Annotated in this window: 13 protein-coding genes; 3 read left to right on the top strand and 10 right to left on the bottom strand. The window is 61.1% G+C overall.

The genetic code is table 11. The annotated features are described in order from the left end of the window. Positions 1 to 188: 188 nt before the first annotated feature. From AC1DKY_RS02365 to AC1DKY_RS02335, 7 genes are all read right to left on the bottom strand, one after another. Positions 189 to 455, bottom strand: coding sequence for a hypothetical protein (locus AC1DKY_RS02365; protein ID WP_441605304.1), 267 nt, complete (start codon positions 453 to 455; stop codon positions 189 to 191). A 14-nt stretch (positions 456 to 469) separates the two neighbouring features. Next, positions 470 to 1,036 (bottom strand): DUF4386 domain-containing protein, encoded by a 567-nt coding sequence (locus tag AC1DKY_RS02360; RefSeq protein WP_441605303.1) that lies wholly within the window; start codon positions 1,034 to 1,036, stop codon positions 470 to 472. A 19-nt stretch (positions 1,037 to 1,055) separates the two neighbouring features. Further along, on the bottom strand, positions 1,056 to 2,453 hold the full coding sequence (locus AC1DKY_RS02355) for an amidohydrolase family protein (protein WP_477179874.1): 1,398 nt from the start codon (positions 2,451 to 2,453) through the stop codon (positions 1,056 to 1,058). Positions 2,454 to 2,578: 125 nt separating this feature from the next. Beyond that, a complete protein-coding gene (locus AC1DKY_RS02350) occupies positions 2,579 to 3,625 on the bottom strand; it encodes a TraB/GumN family protein (protein WP_441605301.1) in 1,047 nt (348 codons plus the stop codon). Between the two features lie 261 nt (positions 3,626 to 3,886). Continuing rightward, a complete protein-coding gene (locus AC1DKY_RS02345) occupies positions 3,887 to 5,191 on the bottom strand; it encodes an SEL1-like repeat protein (protein WP_441605300.1) in 1,305 nt (434 codons plus the stop codon). An 809-nt stretch (positions 5,192 to 6,000) separates the two neighbouring features. Then, entirely contained in the window at positions 6,001 to 6,375 is a 375-nt protein-coding gene (locus tag AC1DKY_RS02340) for a hypothetical protein (protein ID WP_441605299.1), read from the bottom strand. Positions 6,376 to 6,743: 368 nt separating this feature from the next. After that, positions 6,744 to 7,727 carry an MBL fold metallo-hydrolase gene (locus tag AC1DKY_RS02335; protein ID WP_441605298.1) on the bottom strand — a complete coding sequence of 328 codons (984 nt, stop codon included), beginning with the start codon at positions 7,725 to 7,727 and terminating at the stop codon, positions 6,744 to 6,746. Between the two features lie 140 nt (positions 7,728 to 7,867). Here AC1DKY_RS02335 and AC1DKY_RS02330 point away from each other — a divergent pair, with 140 nt between their 5' ends. After that, complete coding sequence (locus AC1DKY_RS02330) at positions 7,868 to 8,452, top strand: TetR/AcrR family transcriptional regulator (RefSeq protein WP_441605297.1); 585 nt, start codon at positions 7,868 to 7,870, stop codon at positions 8,450 to 8,452. 466 nt (positions 8,453 to 8,918) lie between these two features. Here the strand turns inward: AC1DKY_RS02330 and AC1DKY_RS02325 are convergent, their stop codons facing one another. Beyond that, entirely contained in the window at positions 8,919 to 10,199 is a 1,281-nt protein-coding gene (locus tag AC1DKY_RS02325) for a M24 family metallopeptidase (RefSeq protein WP_441605296.1), read from the bottom strand. 545 nt (positions 10,200 to 10,744) lie between these two features. Here AC1DKY_RS02325 and AC1DKY_RS02320 point away from each other — a divergent pair. Next, positions 10,745 to 12,241 (top strand): DUF1254 domain-containing protein, encoded by a 1,497-nt coding sequence (locus AC1DKY_RS02320; protein WP_441605295.1) that lies wholly within the window; start codon positions 10,745 to 10,747, stop codon positions 12,239 to 12,241. Between the two features lie 9 nt (positions 12,242 to 12,250). Here the strand turns inward: AC1DKY_RS02320 and AC1DKY_RS02315 are convergent, their stop codons facing one another. Next, positions 12,251 to 13,570: a DUF1214 domain-containing protein gene (locus AC1DKY_RS02315; protein WP_441605294.1), complete on the bottom strand. Its 1,320-nt coding sequence runs from the start codon at positions 13,568 to 13,570 to the stop codon at positions 12,251 to 12,253. 140 nt (positions 13,571 to 13,710) lie between these two features. Next, positions 13,711 to 15,783, bottom strand: a complete 2,073-nt coding sequence (locus tag AC1DKY_RS02310) for an alkaline phosphatase D family protein (RefSeq protein ID WP_441605293.1) — start codon at positions 15,781 to 15,783, stop codon at positions 13,711 to 13,713. A gap of 32 nt (positions 15,784 to 15,815) precedes the next feature. On the opposite strand from AC1DKY_RS02310, the gene AC1DKY_RS02305 reads away from it, so the two are divergent. Then, a complete protein-coding gene (locus AC1DKY_RS02305; RefSeq protein WP_441605292.1) occupies positions 15,816 to 16,913 on the top strand; it encodes a methyltransferase domain-containing protein in 1,098 nt (365 codons plus the stop codon). Positions 16,914 to 16,952 lie beyond the last annotated feature (39 nt).

The raw sequence follows: 16,952 nt of genomic DNA, 5'->3' as shown, positions 1-16,952 counted from the left end.
GCTGCTCCGGGCGGATGCGGTGGAGCATCTATACGCGCTACTCCGTTGGGCAGCATGGGCAGGAAGTCATTCAGCGGCGAAAACCGCCTGACCTTGCCAGCGGACGTGCCGGCGATATTGCATCGGAACGCCCCGCTTCGGCGTAGAGACAGACACCCACGGCTCCACGAGCCCGCCAGGCTTTGGCCCTATCGCGTCAGGCGCCAGATCACGACACCGGCAACGATGGCTGGCAGTGCAAAAACCACCACCAGCATCGGCAGCTCGTCACGCACTGAATAACCGGCCTTGGTCACGCCCACCCACAAATTGACGACAGACAGAACCAGCCAGAGCGGAAGGAAGGCCTTCGCTGCCATGGGCAGTGCGGTGGGGCCACTGCCCCATAGATGTCCAAAGAGTAGAAACAACCCGAGCAGAACGATTCCGCCACCAATCACCCATACCGTGTGCATGTCGTCAGACTCCCTTATGTTGGCCAACTTCCCGCGCGCGTCATTTCCCGCCATTTTGGAACGTTCACGCCGATCACAATGAGCCACAGGCATAGCAATAGCTCCGCGGCAAATCCTAGCGCCTTCAGATAAGGAGACAGCGGACTGGCGAGCGGCGTCAGGAAAATCAGCCAGCCCAGACCGGCGAGCATCAAGAGCACGCCGAGAGCCCGCGGCAGGAAGGTCGACCTGGCGATGAGATAGCCGATCAGCAGGCAATAGGGACCAAAAAATGCCAGCGGCAGGACACCGCGGAAGGCAGGATCAAAGACACCTGTCACTTCGATGGCACACCCCGCCAGGCTGAAGAGCGCTGCAATCAGCGAGAGGCGCGCACTGACCGGCTTGAACATGCGGTAGAAGAGCAGCGTCACGGCAACATAGAGGCCGTAGGCCACCAGCGTGACGACGTCATAGGCCACCAGTCGCCCCCGACCAACCACCACCTCGGCGGCTATGGCCGTCACGAAGTAGAGCAAATAGACCAAGCCGGTCATCCTGGCCCAGAGACGCGGCGAAGCTTCTGCGATCCGATCCGACATGCCTGCTACCTCGCTTGGCTCAGGGTGGCGCTTTGGCCGCGTCGTTGAGCAGTGCATCCAGATCGCTGCGCTCCAAGAGGCGACCAGCAAGCACCACCGCGCGAATGCGCTGAGTATTGCCGATGTCCTTGGTGGGATCCGCATCGAGCAACACCAGGTCGGCTTGCTTGCCGACGGCCACCGATCCACTTCTGTCCTGGATATGCAAAAACCGGGCAGGTTCCAGCGTCGCCGTGCGCAGCGCCTCGATCGGCGCAAGCCCCGACGCGACCAGCAACTGCAATTCCTCATGGAGGGAGTAGCCCGGATAGACGCCCGGCATGGGCGCGTCCGTGCCCGCCATGATGGGGACACCAGCCCGGTGCAACATGGACACGATGTTGTGCGCAATCGGCCAGCGCCGGGCAGCCAGGCTCGCATCCTCTTTCGTGTATTGCGCCAGGAAACGTTGGCAACGCCGTTGCTCATCGGGGCGAAGGAGCCGCCAGCGGTAGTCGTCGTTGGGTTGGGCGTGGCGAGCAAGTTCATCTTCGTCTGCAAGCACCAACGTCGGAACCTGCACCTGGCCGGTGGCAGCCAGCGCCCTGGCCATGCGCCCGCACACGCCCTGATCAAACGTACCGAGAATTTCCGCTTCCTGCGCACTGGCGCGAGACATCAGCGCATCGCCCTGGAGACCTTGGCGCTCAGCCAGGATTTTCGCCTCGGCGGATGAGCACGCCTCATAGACCTGGGTCAGATGCTCGCCGGTGCGCTGTCCGGCGTTGGCGGCGTCCAACAGCGAGATGCTTGCGGGTACATGCCCAACCACCGGCAGCGAGCGCGCGTTCGCTTCTGTCAGGATGGCGCGCCAATGCGTGGCGGGCACCTCGGAGAAGACCTTGATGAAATCGGCGCCGGCATCGACGGCGGCATCCACATCAGCCTTCGCGCCATCGGGCGACTTGCCGTACACCGAAATACCCGCCGCAACGATATGAGGTGCGACGAGTTGGCCGCTGTCCACAGCAGCGCGCCAGCGCTTCACCAACTGCATCGACGCCGCATCGGAGCGCATGTCCCGCACGCCAGTCACGCCATTGGCGATGTACATGCGAAACGACCAGTCGTTCGGCGGGCGGTGCGAGGAGAGATTGAACAGATGGACATGCATGTCCATCAGACCAGGCATCAAAAAGCGTCCACGACCGTCGACACGCTGGATCGAATCACCAACGGGCACCGAGCCCTTCGCATCGATGGAAGCAATGCGTCCATCCTTGACGACCACCGTTCTCGGGCCGACGGTGCGGCCGCCTTCAACGTCGACGATCGTCACATCGGTGATGACCACGGTTCGATGGTCGGATTCGGGCACAGCCCGCGCGGCCACCGCCATCAGCGACATGGCAAGCACGCCAAGGATCTTCAGCGACAACATCCAATGGCGGGATTGAGTGTGCATGGGAAATAGATAGGTCAACGTAGAGTTTGCCTGGATTCCAACGCGACACCCTGTGCCCGATGGTGGAACTTGAACTGACCCTGTTCGCGTCGCCCGAACTATTTGTCGGGTGCCTGCACGCTATAACCATCGGCTTGAAGCGCGCCCAGGTAGCCATCTGCCGCAAGCAGCTCATGCATCGGCAGTACCGCAAAGGTCTGCTTGTTTTTATCGAGCGCACGCTCTGCGCTGTCGATCCAGCTCTTCCTGACCTGGCCTTCCATATCGTTGATACCCAGCGTCGTGGCGAATTGCGATCCGTCCAGCGTCGAAAGACAGGAGTCCTGCTGTACTTGCGACAAGATGGACCGCAGCGTGTCGATGTCCCCGGTCGCCCACGCATTCGCACGCGCCACGGTCTGGGCCAGCCCATGATCCAGCGCGTCCAACACCAGGCCCAGACACTGCTGATCATCCATCGGCTTGTCACTCAACGACCGTACCGCCTCGCTCGGATCTTGAAGCACCAGTTGATAGGACGTATTGACGCCAGCAACGCCAGCGTGGGCAGCGGCCTTGTAGATCATCTTCTCCAGGCCGTCTTCATCGACCAGGCCGTAGTGCCTGAGGGCGGCCTCATAGAGTTCGCGACCGGCAAGAATGGGCCGCATGCTCTCCACGCGGCGGTCGTCGCCGAGATATCTGGCTTTCAGCAGCAGCCAGCGTTGATAAAGCTGCGGCGTGAGTACGTCCAGCAGGCTCTGCTGCCCGGGATTTTTTCTCAGTTCCCGGAGCGACGGCATCATCGTGCTGTGAAAGAAACTCGTACGCACGCCGATCTCGAGGCTCGGCAACTTCAATACCGCTTGCGAGGCGGCAATGCGGCTTTCGACTTCCGCGGATTTCCACTGCATGTTTTTCGGCACCGGCGAGGTAAGGCCGAGCACCCACATGACATGGCCGGCCTTGCTCACCTTCCACAGGGCGGGTCCGGGCAGGATGCCGCTCACCACCACGGGTGCCAGCGTGGGCACCGCGCTCGATACCGGCACTGACTGCGCGTAGGCCAAGCCATTCAGGCAGGCTAGCAAGGCGGTGCCCAGAGCGCCGAGGGTGGATCGTTTCCGATTCGTCCACCGAAAAAAGCTGAGTCCCCTGAGCAGCATGGCAATCTCTCTGCGCGAGCAACTTTGCCCGCCACTATACGCATGAGCCAGCGCAACGTCGTCATGGCGTCGGCCGATGGTCGCAAGCGGACTTTCGGCTTCGTACTTCTATCCAGGCATGGTCGGCGTGCCATACGGTCTAGACGTCTGCTATGGGCGATCCATGTGAGGCGAGCGGGAATCCACTACCTCCGCTGAAAAATTCATTTTGTGTCGTCAGATGACACCGGGTCGCCCGCAAGCTGCCAGCACCTGCCTGGTTCACTTGAGCAATGCCGACTTCTTGTTCGAGAGAAGCGTGGAACTCGCCACGTAGTCGACCAGTGCTTTATCCAGCCCGTTGGCCGCGATTTCCTCACTCAGCCGGTGTGCGGAAGCGCGCTGAAGGCTATTCAACGATCGGGCGATATCGTCGCGCTGCCCGCCCACCTTGGTTTGCACCTCGTTGTCGAGTCGACACGCTGTGTCCGCCAGGGCGTACGCAATCACATCGTCAGACAGCACACCCGAACCGACGTGGTACATGACGGCGAGATTGAACAGGGCCGCCGCATTTCCCTTCTCTGCCGATCGCCGGAAAAGTGTCGCGGCGAGTGCATCGTCCCTGGGAGCCCCCTCTCCGTTTCCGTACATCATGCCCAGACTGTTGAGCGCGTTGCGGTCTCCTTGGCCTGCTGCCTGACTATAGAGGTCCTTGGCTTTGGCGTAGTCCCGAGGGACGCCGTTGCCCTCGCGATACAGGTCGCCCAGGCCAGACTCGGCCTGCGCGTCGCCCGCTGCGGCTGCCATGCCATACCAGTGCAAGGCTTCCGCAAAGTCCTGTGCCACGTCATCGCCATTTGCATAGATGCGGCCGAGGCCTCGTTGCGCCTGGACGTTGCCTTTCAAGGCTGATTGCTTGCGCATGGAGACCCCACGGTTGACGTCGCGCGGTACGCCATCGCCTATCTGGTACATCACGCCAAGGTTGTTGAGCGCCATATCGTTGCCTTGGGCGGCGGCTTCCCCGTACCAATGCACCGCTTGCTCCTTGTCCTGGGTTACGCCTCTTCCATCGTCGTACATAAGTCCAAGGTTGTATTCGGCCAGGTCGTAGCCTTGCTTGGCCGAGCTCGAGTACAGCGCCGCCGCCTTTTCCTGGTCCTGCGGCACGATCCTGCCGTGCTCGTACATGCGTCCAAGGTTGTACTCAGCCCTGGCGTTGCCCATGTCCGATGCCTTTTGATAAAGAGCCACCGCGCGCGGCAGATCACCTGGGATACCTTCAAGCTCGGCGGCAAGGCTATTGATGCCGTCCGGGTAACCTTGTGCCGCGGACTGTTCGAAGAGTTTCATCGCGATCTCTTCGCTGGCTTGGACGCCCTGCCCGTAGATGTACATTCGGCCCAATCGTTGTTGCGCTTCAGCGTTGCCGCTTTTTGCCAACGGCTCAAAGGCCGCCCTGGCCGCAGCGAAATCCCCTGCCTCCAGCGCTCGCCGACCTTGATCCAGCTGATTCGACGCCGAGCAGGACCCAAGCAGCACAACTGCCGCAGCCATCCACATGCGAAGCGAAAGCCTTTCCATTTTTCCCCTTGAGGCCGGTTCATCCGGCCGATTACGTCATGGGACGTTCAATGTACCGAACCGACCTAAGAAGAAGCAGGACCAGTTTCTGGATGGCATTCGATCCAGGAACTTAACCTGAGCCCGTTCGCCCAGACTCAACGAGACAGCACAGATCTGGGCTGTGGTTCGAGAACCGAACCATCCATGAGTACCCAACAATCCATGGTCGGCCATTGGCCTGTCATCGGACCATTTGAAGTGAGCTCGTAGGAGATGGTCCACGCCCAACCATCCAGCACCTTTTGTAGCTTTGCTCTATCTAATGACCAGTAGGCCGCAGTCGATGTACTTAGAACAGTTAGATCTACCTGGCCCGGGGGTATCTTGACGATGCATTCTTTGCTTCTAGCTATCGCATCGGCGCGGGATAGAGGCGGATCAGGCGCCACAGCCGGGTTCCATTTCGGAGCCCGACCAACCATAGCGGCTGTAATGATGTACTCGTACTTATAAAACCCATCCCAGCGTGCATAGGTGGGATAGACCGCGAGCTCGTCGTCCCCCATGGCTGCGCATGAAGCGGATGAAAGAACACACCCCAGAGCGAACCCGAGCGCGGCGTTTCCAGGAAACCGCCAGTGGTGCGCCAGGCGAAGTACCAGTCGATTGCCTGTTTCCATGGATGCTGTCATTGGCCGAAATCCTTTCCAGCAAGAAAGTGTCCGCTTTGGGTTGCGGATTCAGCCGGTGGTTGCAACACACTGAAGACTGCGCGAGCAGCAGGAGTGTTGCAACCACCGGCTGAATCCGCAACCCAAAGCGGACACTCAAAATTCCGCAGTCGTCCAGTTCGACGCGTACACAGTGAGCTTGAAGAAGATATACGTCATCACCGTCCACCCTGCGAGTTGTCCAATCAGAGTAACAATAAAGTTTATGGGCTCTTTGGCAGCATAAATCTCCCGCGCCCCTATTCCAACGCTCCCAACGATGAAGCCGCTCAGGGCGTTTCGGATATGCCCAAACACGATCATCAAGGAACCCGTCGCAAGCGGAAAAGCAGCGATGAACCTGCATATGCTCAGCACCGTGGACCTGGCTTCCACCAAGTGAAACCGAGTCAGCACCCAGTAAAGCACTCCCATCAGGAAGAAGTTGCCGAACATCACGCACGACACGACCAGGAAGAATTTCTTGCCCACGCCCCGTCGCGGTTCCGCAAGGTCCCCATCTTCGTAGACGACTAGCGGATCAGGTGAGTCGTGCGAGGTTTTCGCATAAGCCTTGCCACAAGAAGGACACTGCCATTCAGGGGCAGAAGAGCCCGGGCCCCTTTGATGGCCACAGGCCCGACATACGGTCTCCATTCCCTCTCCATCCATAGATTTACCTTATTGAGAGAAAGCTGGGGTCAGAGTGCACTTCTCCCGACCGCTTGCATGGAAAGTCCACTCTGACCCCAGTTTTGCCTTCGTAATCTGCATGACACACGCTGACACAATCAATTCAGCGCTATGTTGCAGCCCCGGGGCCACAGCCCGCAGCCCCGGTCTGCTCGTTCTACCTGCGTTTAGTGGATAGCGGTATAGCTGGCCGGAATCCAGGTATAGCTGTTATTGCCGGTAGCGCGGATGTGGCCCACGCCGGGGAACGACAAGTGGGCGCCGGCGATCCAGTACCCTTGCTTGGCAGCGTCGGCCAACAGCTTCAGACGGGCTGCCTCGGCAGATTTGTTGTCCGCATCGAAATGAATGGTGACGGTGGGTTGGGCAAATTGCACCGCGCCCACGTGAATCACATCGCCCCAGGCCAGCAGCTTCTGGCCTTCGCTCTCGATCATGTAACCCGCGTGTCCCGGTGTGTGGCCGGGCAGGGGCACGGACTTGATGCCAGGCAACAACTCCGCAGCGCCATCAAACGGCTTGTACCTGCCGGAATCCACATATGGCTTGAGTGCGGCCTGGGCACCTTGGAAGAAGCCCTTGTCATCCTTCCCGGCCTTATCCAGGTTGGCCTGGCTCAGCCAGAAATCGCCTTCGCGTTTGTCGGCGCGCACGAGCGCGTTGGGGAACACGGCCTTGCCGTTGGCCACCAGGCCGCCAATGTGATCCGGGTGCATGTGGGTGATGTAGATTTCATCCACCTGCTCAGGGGTGTAGCCCGAAGCCTTCAGCGCATCGACCATCTTGCCCAGGTTGGGGCCAAACAGTGCGCCTGCGCCGGTATCGATCAGTACGAGTTTGTCGCCGGTATTGATCAGAAAGGCGTTGAAGTTCATCTCGTAGGGCATGCTGATGTAGTTCGCCGCGAGAGCCTTCTTCACCTGCTCAGGCGTAGTCTGTGTCAGCAACTGGTCGACGGGCAACGCCGTCGTGCCATCGGAGAGCGCGGTGACTTCGAATTTTCCGAGCATGAAACGGTAGTACGCCGCACCGGACTTCCTGATCTGCGGCGCCGCCGCCTGCGCCTGCTGCACTGGCGCTGCCACGGCACCCAAGCCAAGGATCACGGCCATTGCAAGGCCGGCACGCATCAACACACCCGAAGATTTCATTATCGTGACCTTATTGTTTGCAGGAGAGCAACATGGGTACCTCGCGGCGTTGCACCGTCGAGGCAGGGAGAAAATCGAGGTTTCACATTCTGGACTGGATGGTCCACAATGCACCCACACGCTGTCAAGGTGATGACGTCATGCCAAAAACCATGTCCCGCGCTGGCCGACCTCGATCGTTCGATCAACAGGTGGCTCTAGGTGACGCCCTGGGCGTGTTCTGGCGCAAAGGCTACGAGGCCACTTCGCTGGATGACCTCACCGAGGCAACCCAACTCAGCCGATCAAGTTTTTACGCAGCGTTTGGCTCAAAGCGTGAGCTGCTCCTGCATGCCTATCGGCGCTATGCCGATGCTTTCTACGCCGACATGAAGGCACTGGCGGATGAGCACGAGGATACCGACGACGCCTTGCGCGCCATGGTAAGAGCCCTGGTGGACACCCGGCCTGATGATCGTGGTTGCTTTTGCGTGAATGCCATCGTGGAGCTAGCCCCCAGCGACCCGGAGCTGGCTGAACTCGGGCGCGCGCATATCCAGCGTATGTGCGCACTGCTGGAAGAACTCATCACGCAACGCGGCACCCGGCGGCCAATGGCGCGTGCCCAAGCGGCGACGCTGATGACATTGACTATGGGCAGCGCGGTGTTTCGCAAAGCCAGTGTCGCCGAGGACACCCTCAAATGGGTGCAAAAGCAGGCCCTTGGTTTGCTTGACCTTACTTAAGCCGGACGCACTCGTCCGATGAACTGACTCGTCTTTACCCTTGGTATGGCAAATACGAGATTAGCGATATTTCGACATTTGAACGCTCTGGACGAACGGTTTTCGAGGCTGTCCGAGTATTGCGGCAGGTCGTCGAGTGCAGTGCCTATGGTGTATCTTTTTTTTCTATGGCAACGAAGTATCCAGTTTGCTTCTCGACATACTGTATCGCCTGGATGAGATCCCTTATTGAATAGATGGGGTCGCAGCACACGTCGCCAGCAACGGCCAGAACCATCGTCAAATTTGAGCCGAGCCAGATCCATCCAGCCATGCTCCCTCCGATGCTCGCGCCAGATTCGCCTTCGCGTATCCGTTTCGGGTCGGAAGCGAATCTGACGCACCGCCTGATTTCTGGTTGTACCTGACTCCGCTTCGAGTCCAGAGCGGAGGTTTCCCCAACGCTCGTCAGTACTCGTGAAACCCATCAAATCGGGTCGTCGATCGACTTGGCGAGCTCAGTGAAAAGTTTTGGGCCGGTCTCGGTCATGTGCCAGCAGTCTTCCAGGCGGATGCCGAATTCGCCGGGAATGTAGAGCCCCGGCTCGTCGGAGAAGCACATGCCCGCCGCCAGCGGCGTGGCGTCGCCATGCACGAGGTAGGGCGACTCGTGGCCGTCCAGGCCGATGCCGTGGCCGGTGCGATGCGGAAGGCCGGGAAGCTTGTAGCCGGGGCCCCAGCCTTCCTTTTCGTAGTAGGCGCGCACGGCATCGTCGATGGCGCCCACCGGGGAGCCCAGCTTGGCGGTGGCCAGCGCAATCTCCTGGCCGCGCTTGACGGTATCCCAGACCTTGCGCTGTTTCGCGGTCGGCTTGCCCATCACCCAGGTGCGCGAGATGTCCGATTGATAGCCGTGCACGGCGCAGCCCACATCCATCAGGATGACCGAACCCTCGTGCAGGGTCTGCGGCTGGCGCGAGCCGTGCGGATAGGCGCTGGCCTCGTTGATCAACACCAGGGCAAATTCCGGCGCGCCGCCCAGGGCCTCGGTGGCGGCGTTCATCATGGTGGCGATCTCGTCGGGGCGCATGCCGGCGCGAACGTGGCCATGGACGTAGCGCAGCGCGGCCAGGGTGACGTCGTTGGCGGTTTGCATCAGCGCGAGTTCGGCCGGGGATTTGATCAGGCGCACGGCCCTCACCAGCGCGTCGCCGGAAACCACGGTGTAAGCGCCGGCGCTTGCGTCGCGCACACCATCGACGATGAACAGTCGCGTGGTGGCTTCGAAGGCAATCGGGCCGGAGGTCACGCCGCGGTCGCGCAGTGCGCCGACCAGGCGGGCAAACGGACTTTCATGCTCGTTCCACGGCCGCACATCGTCGCCCACGGCCAGGGTCTCGCGGATCGAGGGCTCTTCGAAGGCCGGGGTCACGACGACGATGTCGCCCCGGGCCGGAATCACCGCAGCCGTCGTACGCTCCGAGCGATGCCACTGGATGCCGGTGAAGTAGTCCAGGCTCGAGCCCGACTCCAGGATCAAGGCGCCGATCTTCTGCTCGACCATCAGCTTTTGCAGCCTGGCGATGCGTGAGCGTCGCTCCTCAACTGTAATTGGCTTGGCGCCGCCGGTGATGGACGTCAATCCGGCCAGCCCGGTGGGGGCGGCTTGCGCGGCAGGCGCGGCCTGCGCCGAGCGGCCGGCCAGCATAAGGGTGGACGCAGCAGCGGTGGCGGCTACAGCTCCTGTGAGAAAGTCGCGACGACGCATGAAAACTCCGGACCGATACCAAGGATGCCTCGCAGTATGAGGCCGGAGTTGGCGACGCGACTACTGTCCGGCGTGGTGTCAGATAGCATTTGCGCCATCACCACGACCTGGTTCACCATGCGGCGTTGCTCTACGCCTGCGCTCTACGCCATGCCCCTCGCGCAGGCTCGCGCCGCAAGAGCCTGACGCGCATCGTCGCCCGCCGTGAGCATTGCGTATGAACGCGCATCGATGTCATGCGTTCGCGACGGATCGAATTCGGACGTCCATCTCGTTTCATCCAGTGGCTGATGGCCGACTGTCATGGGAGCGATGTCGCATCTGTCGGTCATGCCCCATGCATACGGGCAGCGAGCCGCTCGTTGCCGGCCAGAGGCCCGGCAGTCATCCCATCCCTGCCGCTGTCGACGCGGCGCGTTTAGGTGTTTTTACCTACCTCGTATCGGTAGTACCACAGAGGCGACGTTCGCCTGCCTATGGTTGGATAGCGGCGTTCTGCACCCACGAGCCGTGCAGCAAGATGGTTTCCGACTGGAGGCATGGTCATGTCCAGAGCACTTCCACTTTTCTCGGTGACTCTGGTGTTGTTGGGCGCAGGAGGCCTGGCGCACGCCTGTCCGTCGACCGATGCTCAAGCGGGATCGCCTCAAGTCCCGGCCCCTGCTCACGCCAGTGAACTGAAGGGCACGCCTGAGGGCACGATGATGACCAAGGAGTATGTCCAGGCCATCGGTCGCATGGCGTACATCTGGGGTTGGCCGCTGGTCAACAACTACAACCGGTCGCTCGCGCTGGCCAAGCTTCCCGGACCCGGCCGCAATGGCGGCATCCTCCCCGTGTCGCCTCCGGGCGCCATCAGCATGCTGACCGACTATCTCAAGGCGGATCAGAAGTTCATCACCTGCCCGAACCAGGACACCGTCTACGGCTCGGGGTATCAGCATCTCGATACGCTGCCGGTCGTCGTTCAAGTGCCCGATTTTGGCGACCGCTTCTATGTCTACCAGATCGCCGATGCGCGAACCGACTCTTTCTGTACGATCGGCAAACAATACGGCACCAAGCCTGGCTTCTATTTGCTGGCAGGCCCCAACTGGAAAGGCCAGGTACCCAAGGGCATCACCGGAGTTTGCCGGTCAACCACGGATCTGGCGGTCGTATTGCCGCGCGCCTTTATGGACGACACGCCCGAGGATAAAGCGGCCATACAGAAAACGCTGAGCCAGATCATGGTCTATCCGCTGGACAAGTTCGACGGCAAGATGAAAACCATCGACTGGCACAAGACGCCCGATTACCCCGCGCCGCCAAGCAGCGGAGCGGGCGAAATCCAGTGGGTCGTTCCGGAGAAGTTCTTCGACGAGCTGCCTGTCGTGATGAAGCAGATTCCCCCGCAACCGGGTGAGGAGTCACTGTACGCCTCGATCCAGTCGGTGCTGGATGCCGCCGCCAAAGATCCGCAGCTCAAGCAGGCGCTGGTGCAGACCGCCGTGGCCTCAGAGAAGGAAATCATTGCGCCGCTGTTCGAGTTCCGTAACAACGGTCGTCCAGTGGGCAACGGCTGGACCTCGCCGCCCAATGGCGCCAACTGGGGCGTGGATTATCTGTCGCGCACCGCAACGGCCAAGTCGAACATGTACGACAACGCGCCGCAGGAAACGCGATACATCTACACCGATTTCGACGCCAAGGGCATCAGGCTCAATGGCGCAGGCAACCATGCGTATACGATCACCTTCCCCAAGGGCCAGACGCCGCCGGTAAAAGGGTTCTGGTCGTTGACGATGTACAACAAGCACCACTTGTTCGAGCCCAATGCGCTCAATCGCTATTCCCTGGGCACCAAGAGCCGGGACCTCAAGACCAATGCCGATGGATCGCTCACCCTCTATGTCCAGCACGCCTCTCCCGGCAAGGACAAAGAGAGCAATTGGCTGCCCGCCCCGGCGGATGACTTCTCGCTCTACATCCGCGCCTATTGGCCCGACGCCGCCATCACCAATGGCACGTGGAAGCCGCCCTCGGTGTTGAAGACGCCCTAGCCGCCAGCCTCACAGCTCCTTCAAGGCCGGCGGAAAGTAGCTGCGATCAGCCACAGCACCCTTGGGTCGATAGAAGCGGAAGGTCAGGCTGTAGCCTGTTCCCTTCGGCGTGGGGATCCAGTTGCCATCGGGTGCGCCGCTTGGCTTGGCGGCGCCAAAATACAATGTCAGTGAGCCATCCTTGCCGTAGCTCAGCTTGGAAAAATTGCTCAGCAGATAGCGTTTGAGTGGATTGGGAAGAACACGGCGATGGCCCGAATCCACCGCAATGACTGACCAGAAGTACGTCGCGTAGAGCGTCGGCAGCTGCTCCTTCTCAAAGCGCAACGCGTAGGAGTGATCGCCATTGAGCGGCTTGCCCGAAGGATCGATAAAGGCCTTGTAGTAAATCACCTCTTCATAGCTGTTGGCCCAGATGCCGCCAAGGTTGACTAAGGTACGCAGCAACCAGTTGCTGCCATACACACCGATCGTTGTGGGCAGCGCCCAGCCATCTTTTACCGTGCCATCGCCGAGCGTTGGCGAGGCCTTGTAGATCGCAGGAATCGCTTGCTGGCGAATCACCTGATCGACATGCTGACGCACGCTCGCATCCTTGATCGCCCTGGCAACGGCGCGCGTACTCGCCTGTAGCCTGTCCATGCCCGGGTTGATATCGGCGGCGCTATCCAGCGCCACGGTGGCCGAGTCGAATGCTTCTACGCCTGGCAACTTTTCGATGTCGAACCTGACCGTCTTTGGCACCTCGGGCGCGGCAGGGTGACCGCTGGTGCGGATGTTGAACTTCTTCTGCAGCACCACGGCCTCGTCCGGCGTTGCTCCCAGTTCAACGCGGGAAAGCACGCGCAGCACTTTGGCGGACACATCCACACGCTGCGTCGTTGACGGCAGCTGGACCACGGCGCCCTTCAGGCACACGGCAAACTCACCATCAGGACGCTGCGGATAAACGCGTTCATTGATGTTCGCCAGGGTCTCACCCCAGCCGTTGAGGAACTGCACGGTGTAGTAGCGGTCTTTCACCTTCGGCACCGTGATCAAGGCGCAGCTCTTCTCATCGATGGCCACCCAGGCTTCCGAATAAGCGACATCAAGATTGGGGTTGGGCCAGTCCACCTCACCCACCTTGCGGTGGACGAGTTGGTTCCACTGAAAGCCGTTGCTGAAGTCCGCCTGCTCCTGGTTGAGCACCAGCAGTCGACTGAGCAGATAGATATAGCTATCGCTGATGTCCTGGTCGTTCGGCACGGGCGTTGGCGTCTGCCCATGGGCCATTGCGGCAACGAACGCCGCCAGAGCAACACTCAGGTACCGCGCATAAGCTTTCATGACCGTTCCCCATTGGCACCGCAACAGCGTGCACTGTCCCGGCCGGTCATTTCGACAGCAAACGTACGGTTTTTTGGCGCGTATTTTTACTTATCGTCGATGCTGGAAGTACGGCGGCTTGCGCCACGATGCCTCCTCTCTCAAACCGAGAATGGCGCATCGCCCTCCAGCATCCGTTGCTCAAGACGCGGCGACTGACCCTTTTCCCACAGCGATACGCGATGCTGCACGCGATAGACCAGCGGGCCGCCGTCTTCGCGATCACTGCGCTCAAGGGGTCGCGGCAGGCAGACGAACTGCGTCTCCAGCGCATGGCCTGACGCCCGCACGACGGCATAGCCGTGCCCACCCATATCGACGAAAGCCAGATGGGGCGCGTTGTCGGTATTCGTCATGGCACGCGCTTTTGCCAGGTCGCCGCTCTTGGCGTACTCCAGACAGGACCGAACGCCGTGGCGAAGCAGCATGTTGATGGTCGGCGCCGGCTTGTCCACGCCCGGCCTGTTGGCAAGGAACAAGGGGCGCAGCGGATGATCTTTGGGGAAACTGTGCTCCATCGCCTCCACCATGCCAGGCGCGGAGATCGAACCGACCACGAAGGCCACACCCACCGGTTCGAAGGCTTGAGGCGGCAACGACTTCGCAGCCAGCCCGGCCCAGAAACTGTGGCGGTCGCCGGCGACGGTCGCAAATCCGGTAATGCCTTCGCGCGCGACAAAATCGTAGATCTCGGCGCGCTCGACATAGGCGCTGCCATGGTCGCCACCGCCGAATCCTGCATACCCGGCGCCCGGCCACGGCCTGGTCAATCCGGCAGGCAAGTTCTGCGGGTCAGCGCGCATATCAAGCGTGGCGGTGGTATTGCCCCAGATCTTCCAGGTCGCGTCCGACATCTTCAATTGCTGGAGAAACCAGGTTTTCTGCCTGGCACCCAGGATGGTCTGGGCGGGCTTGTCGCGCCAGAAGTTGTCCACGTCGTGGCCATCGTAGCGAATCGATGGAGGCGGGTTTCCGTGGTTGTAGGTGCGCCCGGCGTCGAGGATCTCCTGCACTTCCTGCGGAATGAACTGAGGGAAGTCCTTGCTTGAGAAAACCTTGGCCTCCGGTCGGCCAACGGGCTCTTCGGAGCGATAGCTACGCTGATCGGTAATGACCAGATCCACATGCTTGCCCCAGCGCAGCGCACGGTAGCCGGTGAGGCTGGCCAGTGCGACCAGATTGTTCGCTTCCAGACCCAGCCCTGCATCATCGTAGTGTTCGATGGGTGCATCCACGACACTGGGCGCAGTGAACCATTCGAGCGATTCACCCGGTGTCTTGACGCGAGCGGGATGGAACTCGAACCACGCCTGGTTGGCGGCAACTTTGCGTGTCTGCGCGGGCCGTGTCTTGCCATCGAATTTCTGCAGACTCTGCCAGCCTTGCCAGCTGAACTCGTGGTTGTCCCAGATCGACACAAAGGGAAAGCGTGCCCGGGCGTCCTGCACATCCGGGTCGCGCAGGTAGGCACGGTAGACCGCGCGATAGTCGTCCACCGTGGTCGGCACATGGAAGTCGTCTATTTTTTCGCCGTGCGCGTAGCGAACGACATCCCGGATGCGCCGGTCGTACATGCCTTGCGGCCGGTCTTCCGGATACCACACGAGTTCGTAAATGAAATCGCCAAGGTGAAGTACGAACCCGAGACGATCCTCCGGAGCGGCACGCTCGTCTTCATAAATCATCCGCCGGTATGCATTCTGTGCGCCCACATTCGCGTTCTGGCATGAAACGAAGGCGAAGCGTACGGGGCGCTCGTCCGATTCTTCGGGTGCGGTCAGCGTGCGGCCGATGCGGCTGCCATGGCCCTCGCTGTCCGTGAAGCGATACCAGTATTCGCGCGCGGGCTTCAGTCCGCCGATCAGCACGCGGCAAGTCCAATCGGACGCGATCGATACCCGCGCCTTGCCACTGGCGACGACGCGCTCAAAGGCAGCGTCTTCGGCCACTTCGACCTGAAGTGTCCAGCGCTTGCGGGCATCGGCGGAGGGATAACGCGTCCAGAGCATCACGCTCTCGGCCGTGGGATCGCCGGAGGCGACGCCTTCGGGGTATCGCTCTGTGCATGGGCGCCACGCCACACTCGACTTCGCAAACATCGGCCTGCACCAGATGGCCGCCGCGCCGAACGCGGCAGCAGCTGCGAGAAACTGACGTCGAGTGAGCTGCATCATGATGTGTGTCTCAATGATGGATGCCGCGAGCCATGATCCAGGCAGCCTCTGGACGGCTCGGCATGGCATGGCGGCTGGCAGCATATCGACCGGGGCGGTCAGCGACCCGTGTCGATGGACATATGACCCATGACCTCCCCTGCCCGTCCCCCGAGCGGCAGTTTTTCTTCACGAGCTTTGCCGCTGGCGTGATCCCTGAACGCCCACTAGGCTTGGCATGGCTCACGGTCGAGGCCATACAGGCCTTCGGCCACCGCAGCTCCCACTCAGGCATGCGTGATCCCATGACTCGTCCGACAACCACGTTGGGACTGCTTGGCGATACGGCGTCGCGCGACTACGCGGACAAACTCCGGCTGTTCAACGCCTTCGCCGCACCGGAAATACGCCAGGCCATCGCGAGTCTGGCGCTGAAGCCCGGCATGCGCATACTCGATGCAGGCTGTGGCACGGGCGAGGCACTGGCATGGCTGGCGGACGACGTCGGCCCTGACGGCGCCGCGATCGGCATGGACCTGGCGACACCACACGTCAGGGCGGCGCACAGCACGGCCGCCAAGAGCGGCTCACTGCTGCTGCAAGGAAACATTCTGGCGCTACCGATGGTGGCGGCCAGTGTTGACCTGGTCTGGTCAGTGAACGTGATCAACCATCTCCGCTCGCCGGTTGCGGGCCTGCAAGCCCTGATGGCTCTGGTTCGCCCTGGCGGGCGCGTTGCGCTTGGTCAGAGCTCGCTCTTGCCCGACATGTACTTCGCCTGGGATTCCCGCCTGGAGCGCCTGGTCAACGAGGCCGTTCGGCAGTACTACCGTGACCGATACCAGCTGGACGAGCGCGACCTCACCTCCATCCGCGCCATCGCCGGCCTGCTGCGCCAGGCCGGATTGCGGGACGTGCATGTGCGCACCTTCATGATCGAACGCCTCGCCCCCTTGCGGCTGGAGGACGAGAACTACCTGCTGAATGCCATTTTTCGCGGCACCTGGGGCTCGCGGCTGCAAGCGTATTTGTCGAGCAGCGATCATGAAGAAGTGATGCGCCTGTGCGACCCCAACCATCCCGACTATGCGTTGCGCCGCCCCGATTTCCACTTTCTCCAGAGCTTCACATTGGCCGTTGGCGTGGTCTGATTTCCGTAAAGCGCAAGCCGACGGAGCAGTTCAAGCCGC

This window comes from Dyella sp. 01N448, assembly GCF_056399225.1.
Note: the sequence above shows the minus strand (reverse complement) of the source record. Positions and strands in the feature narration are given on the sequence as shown.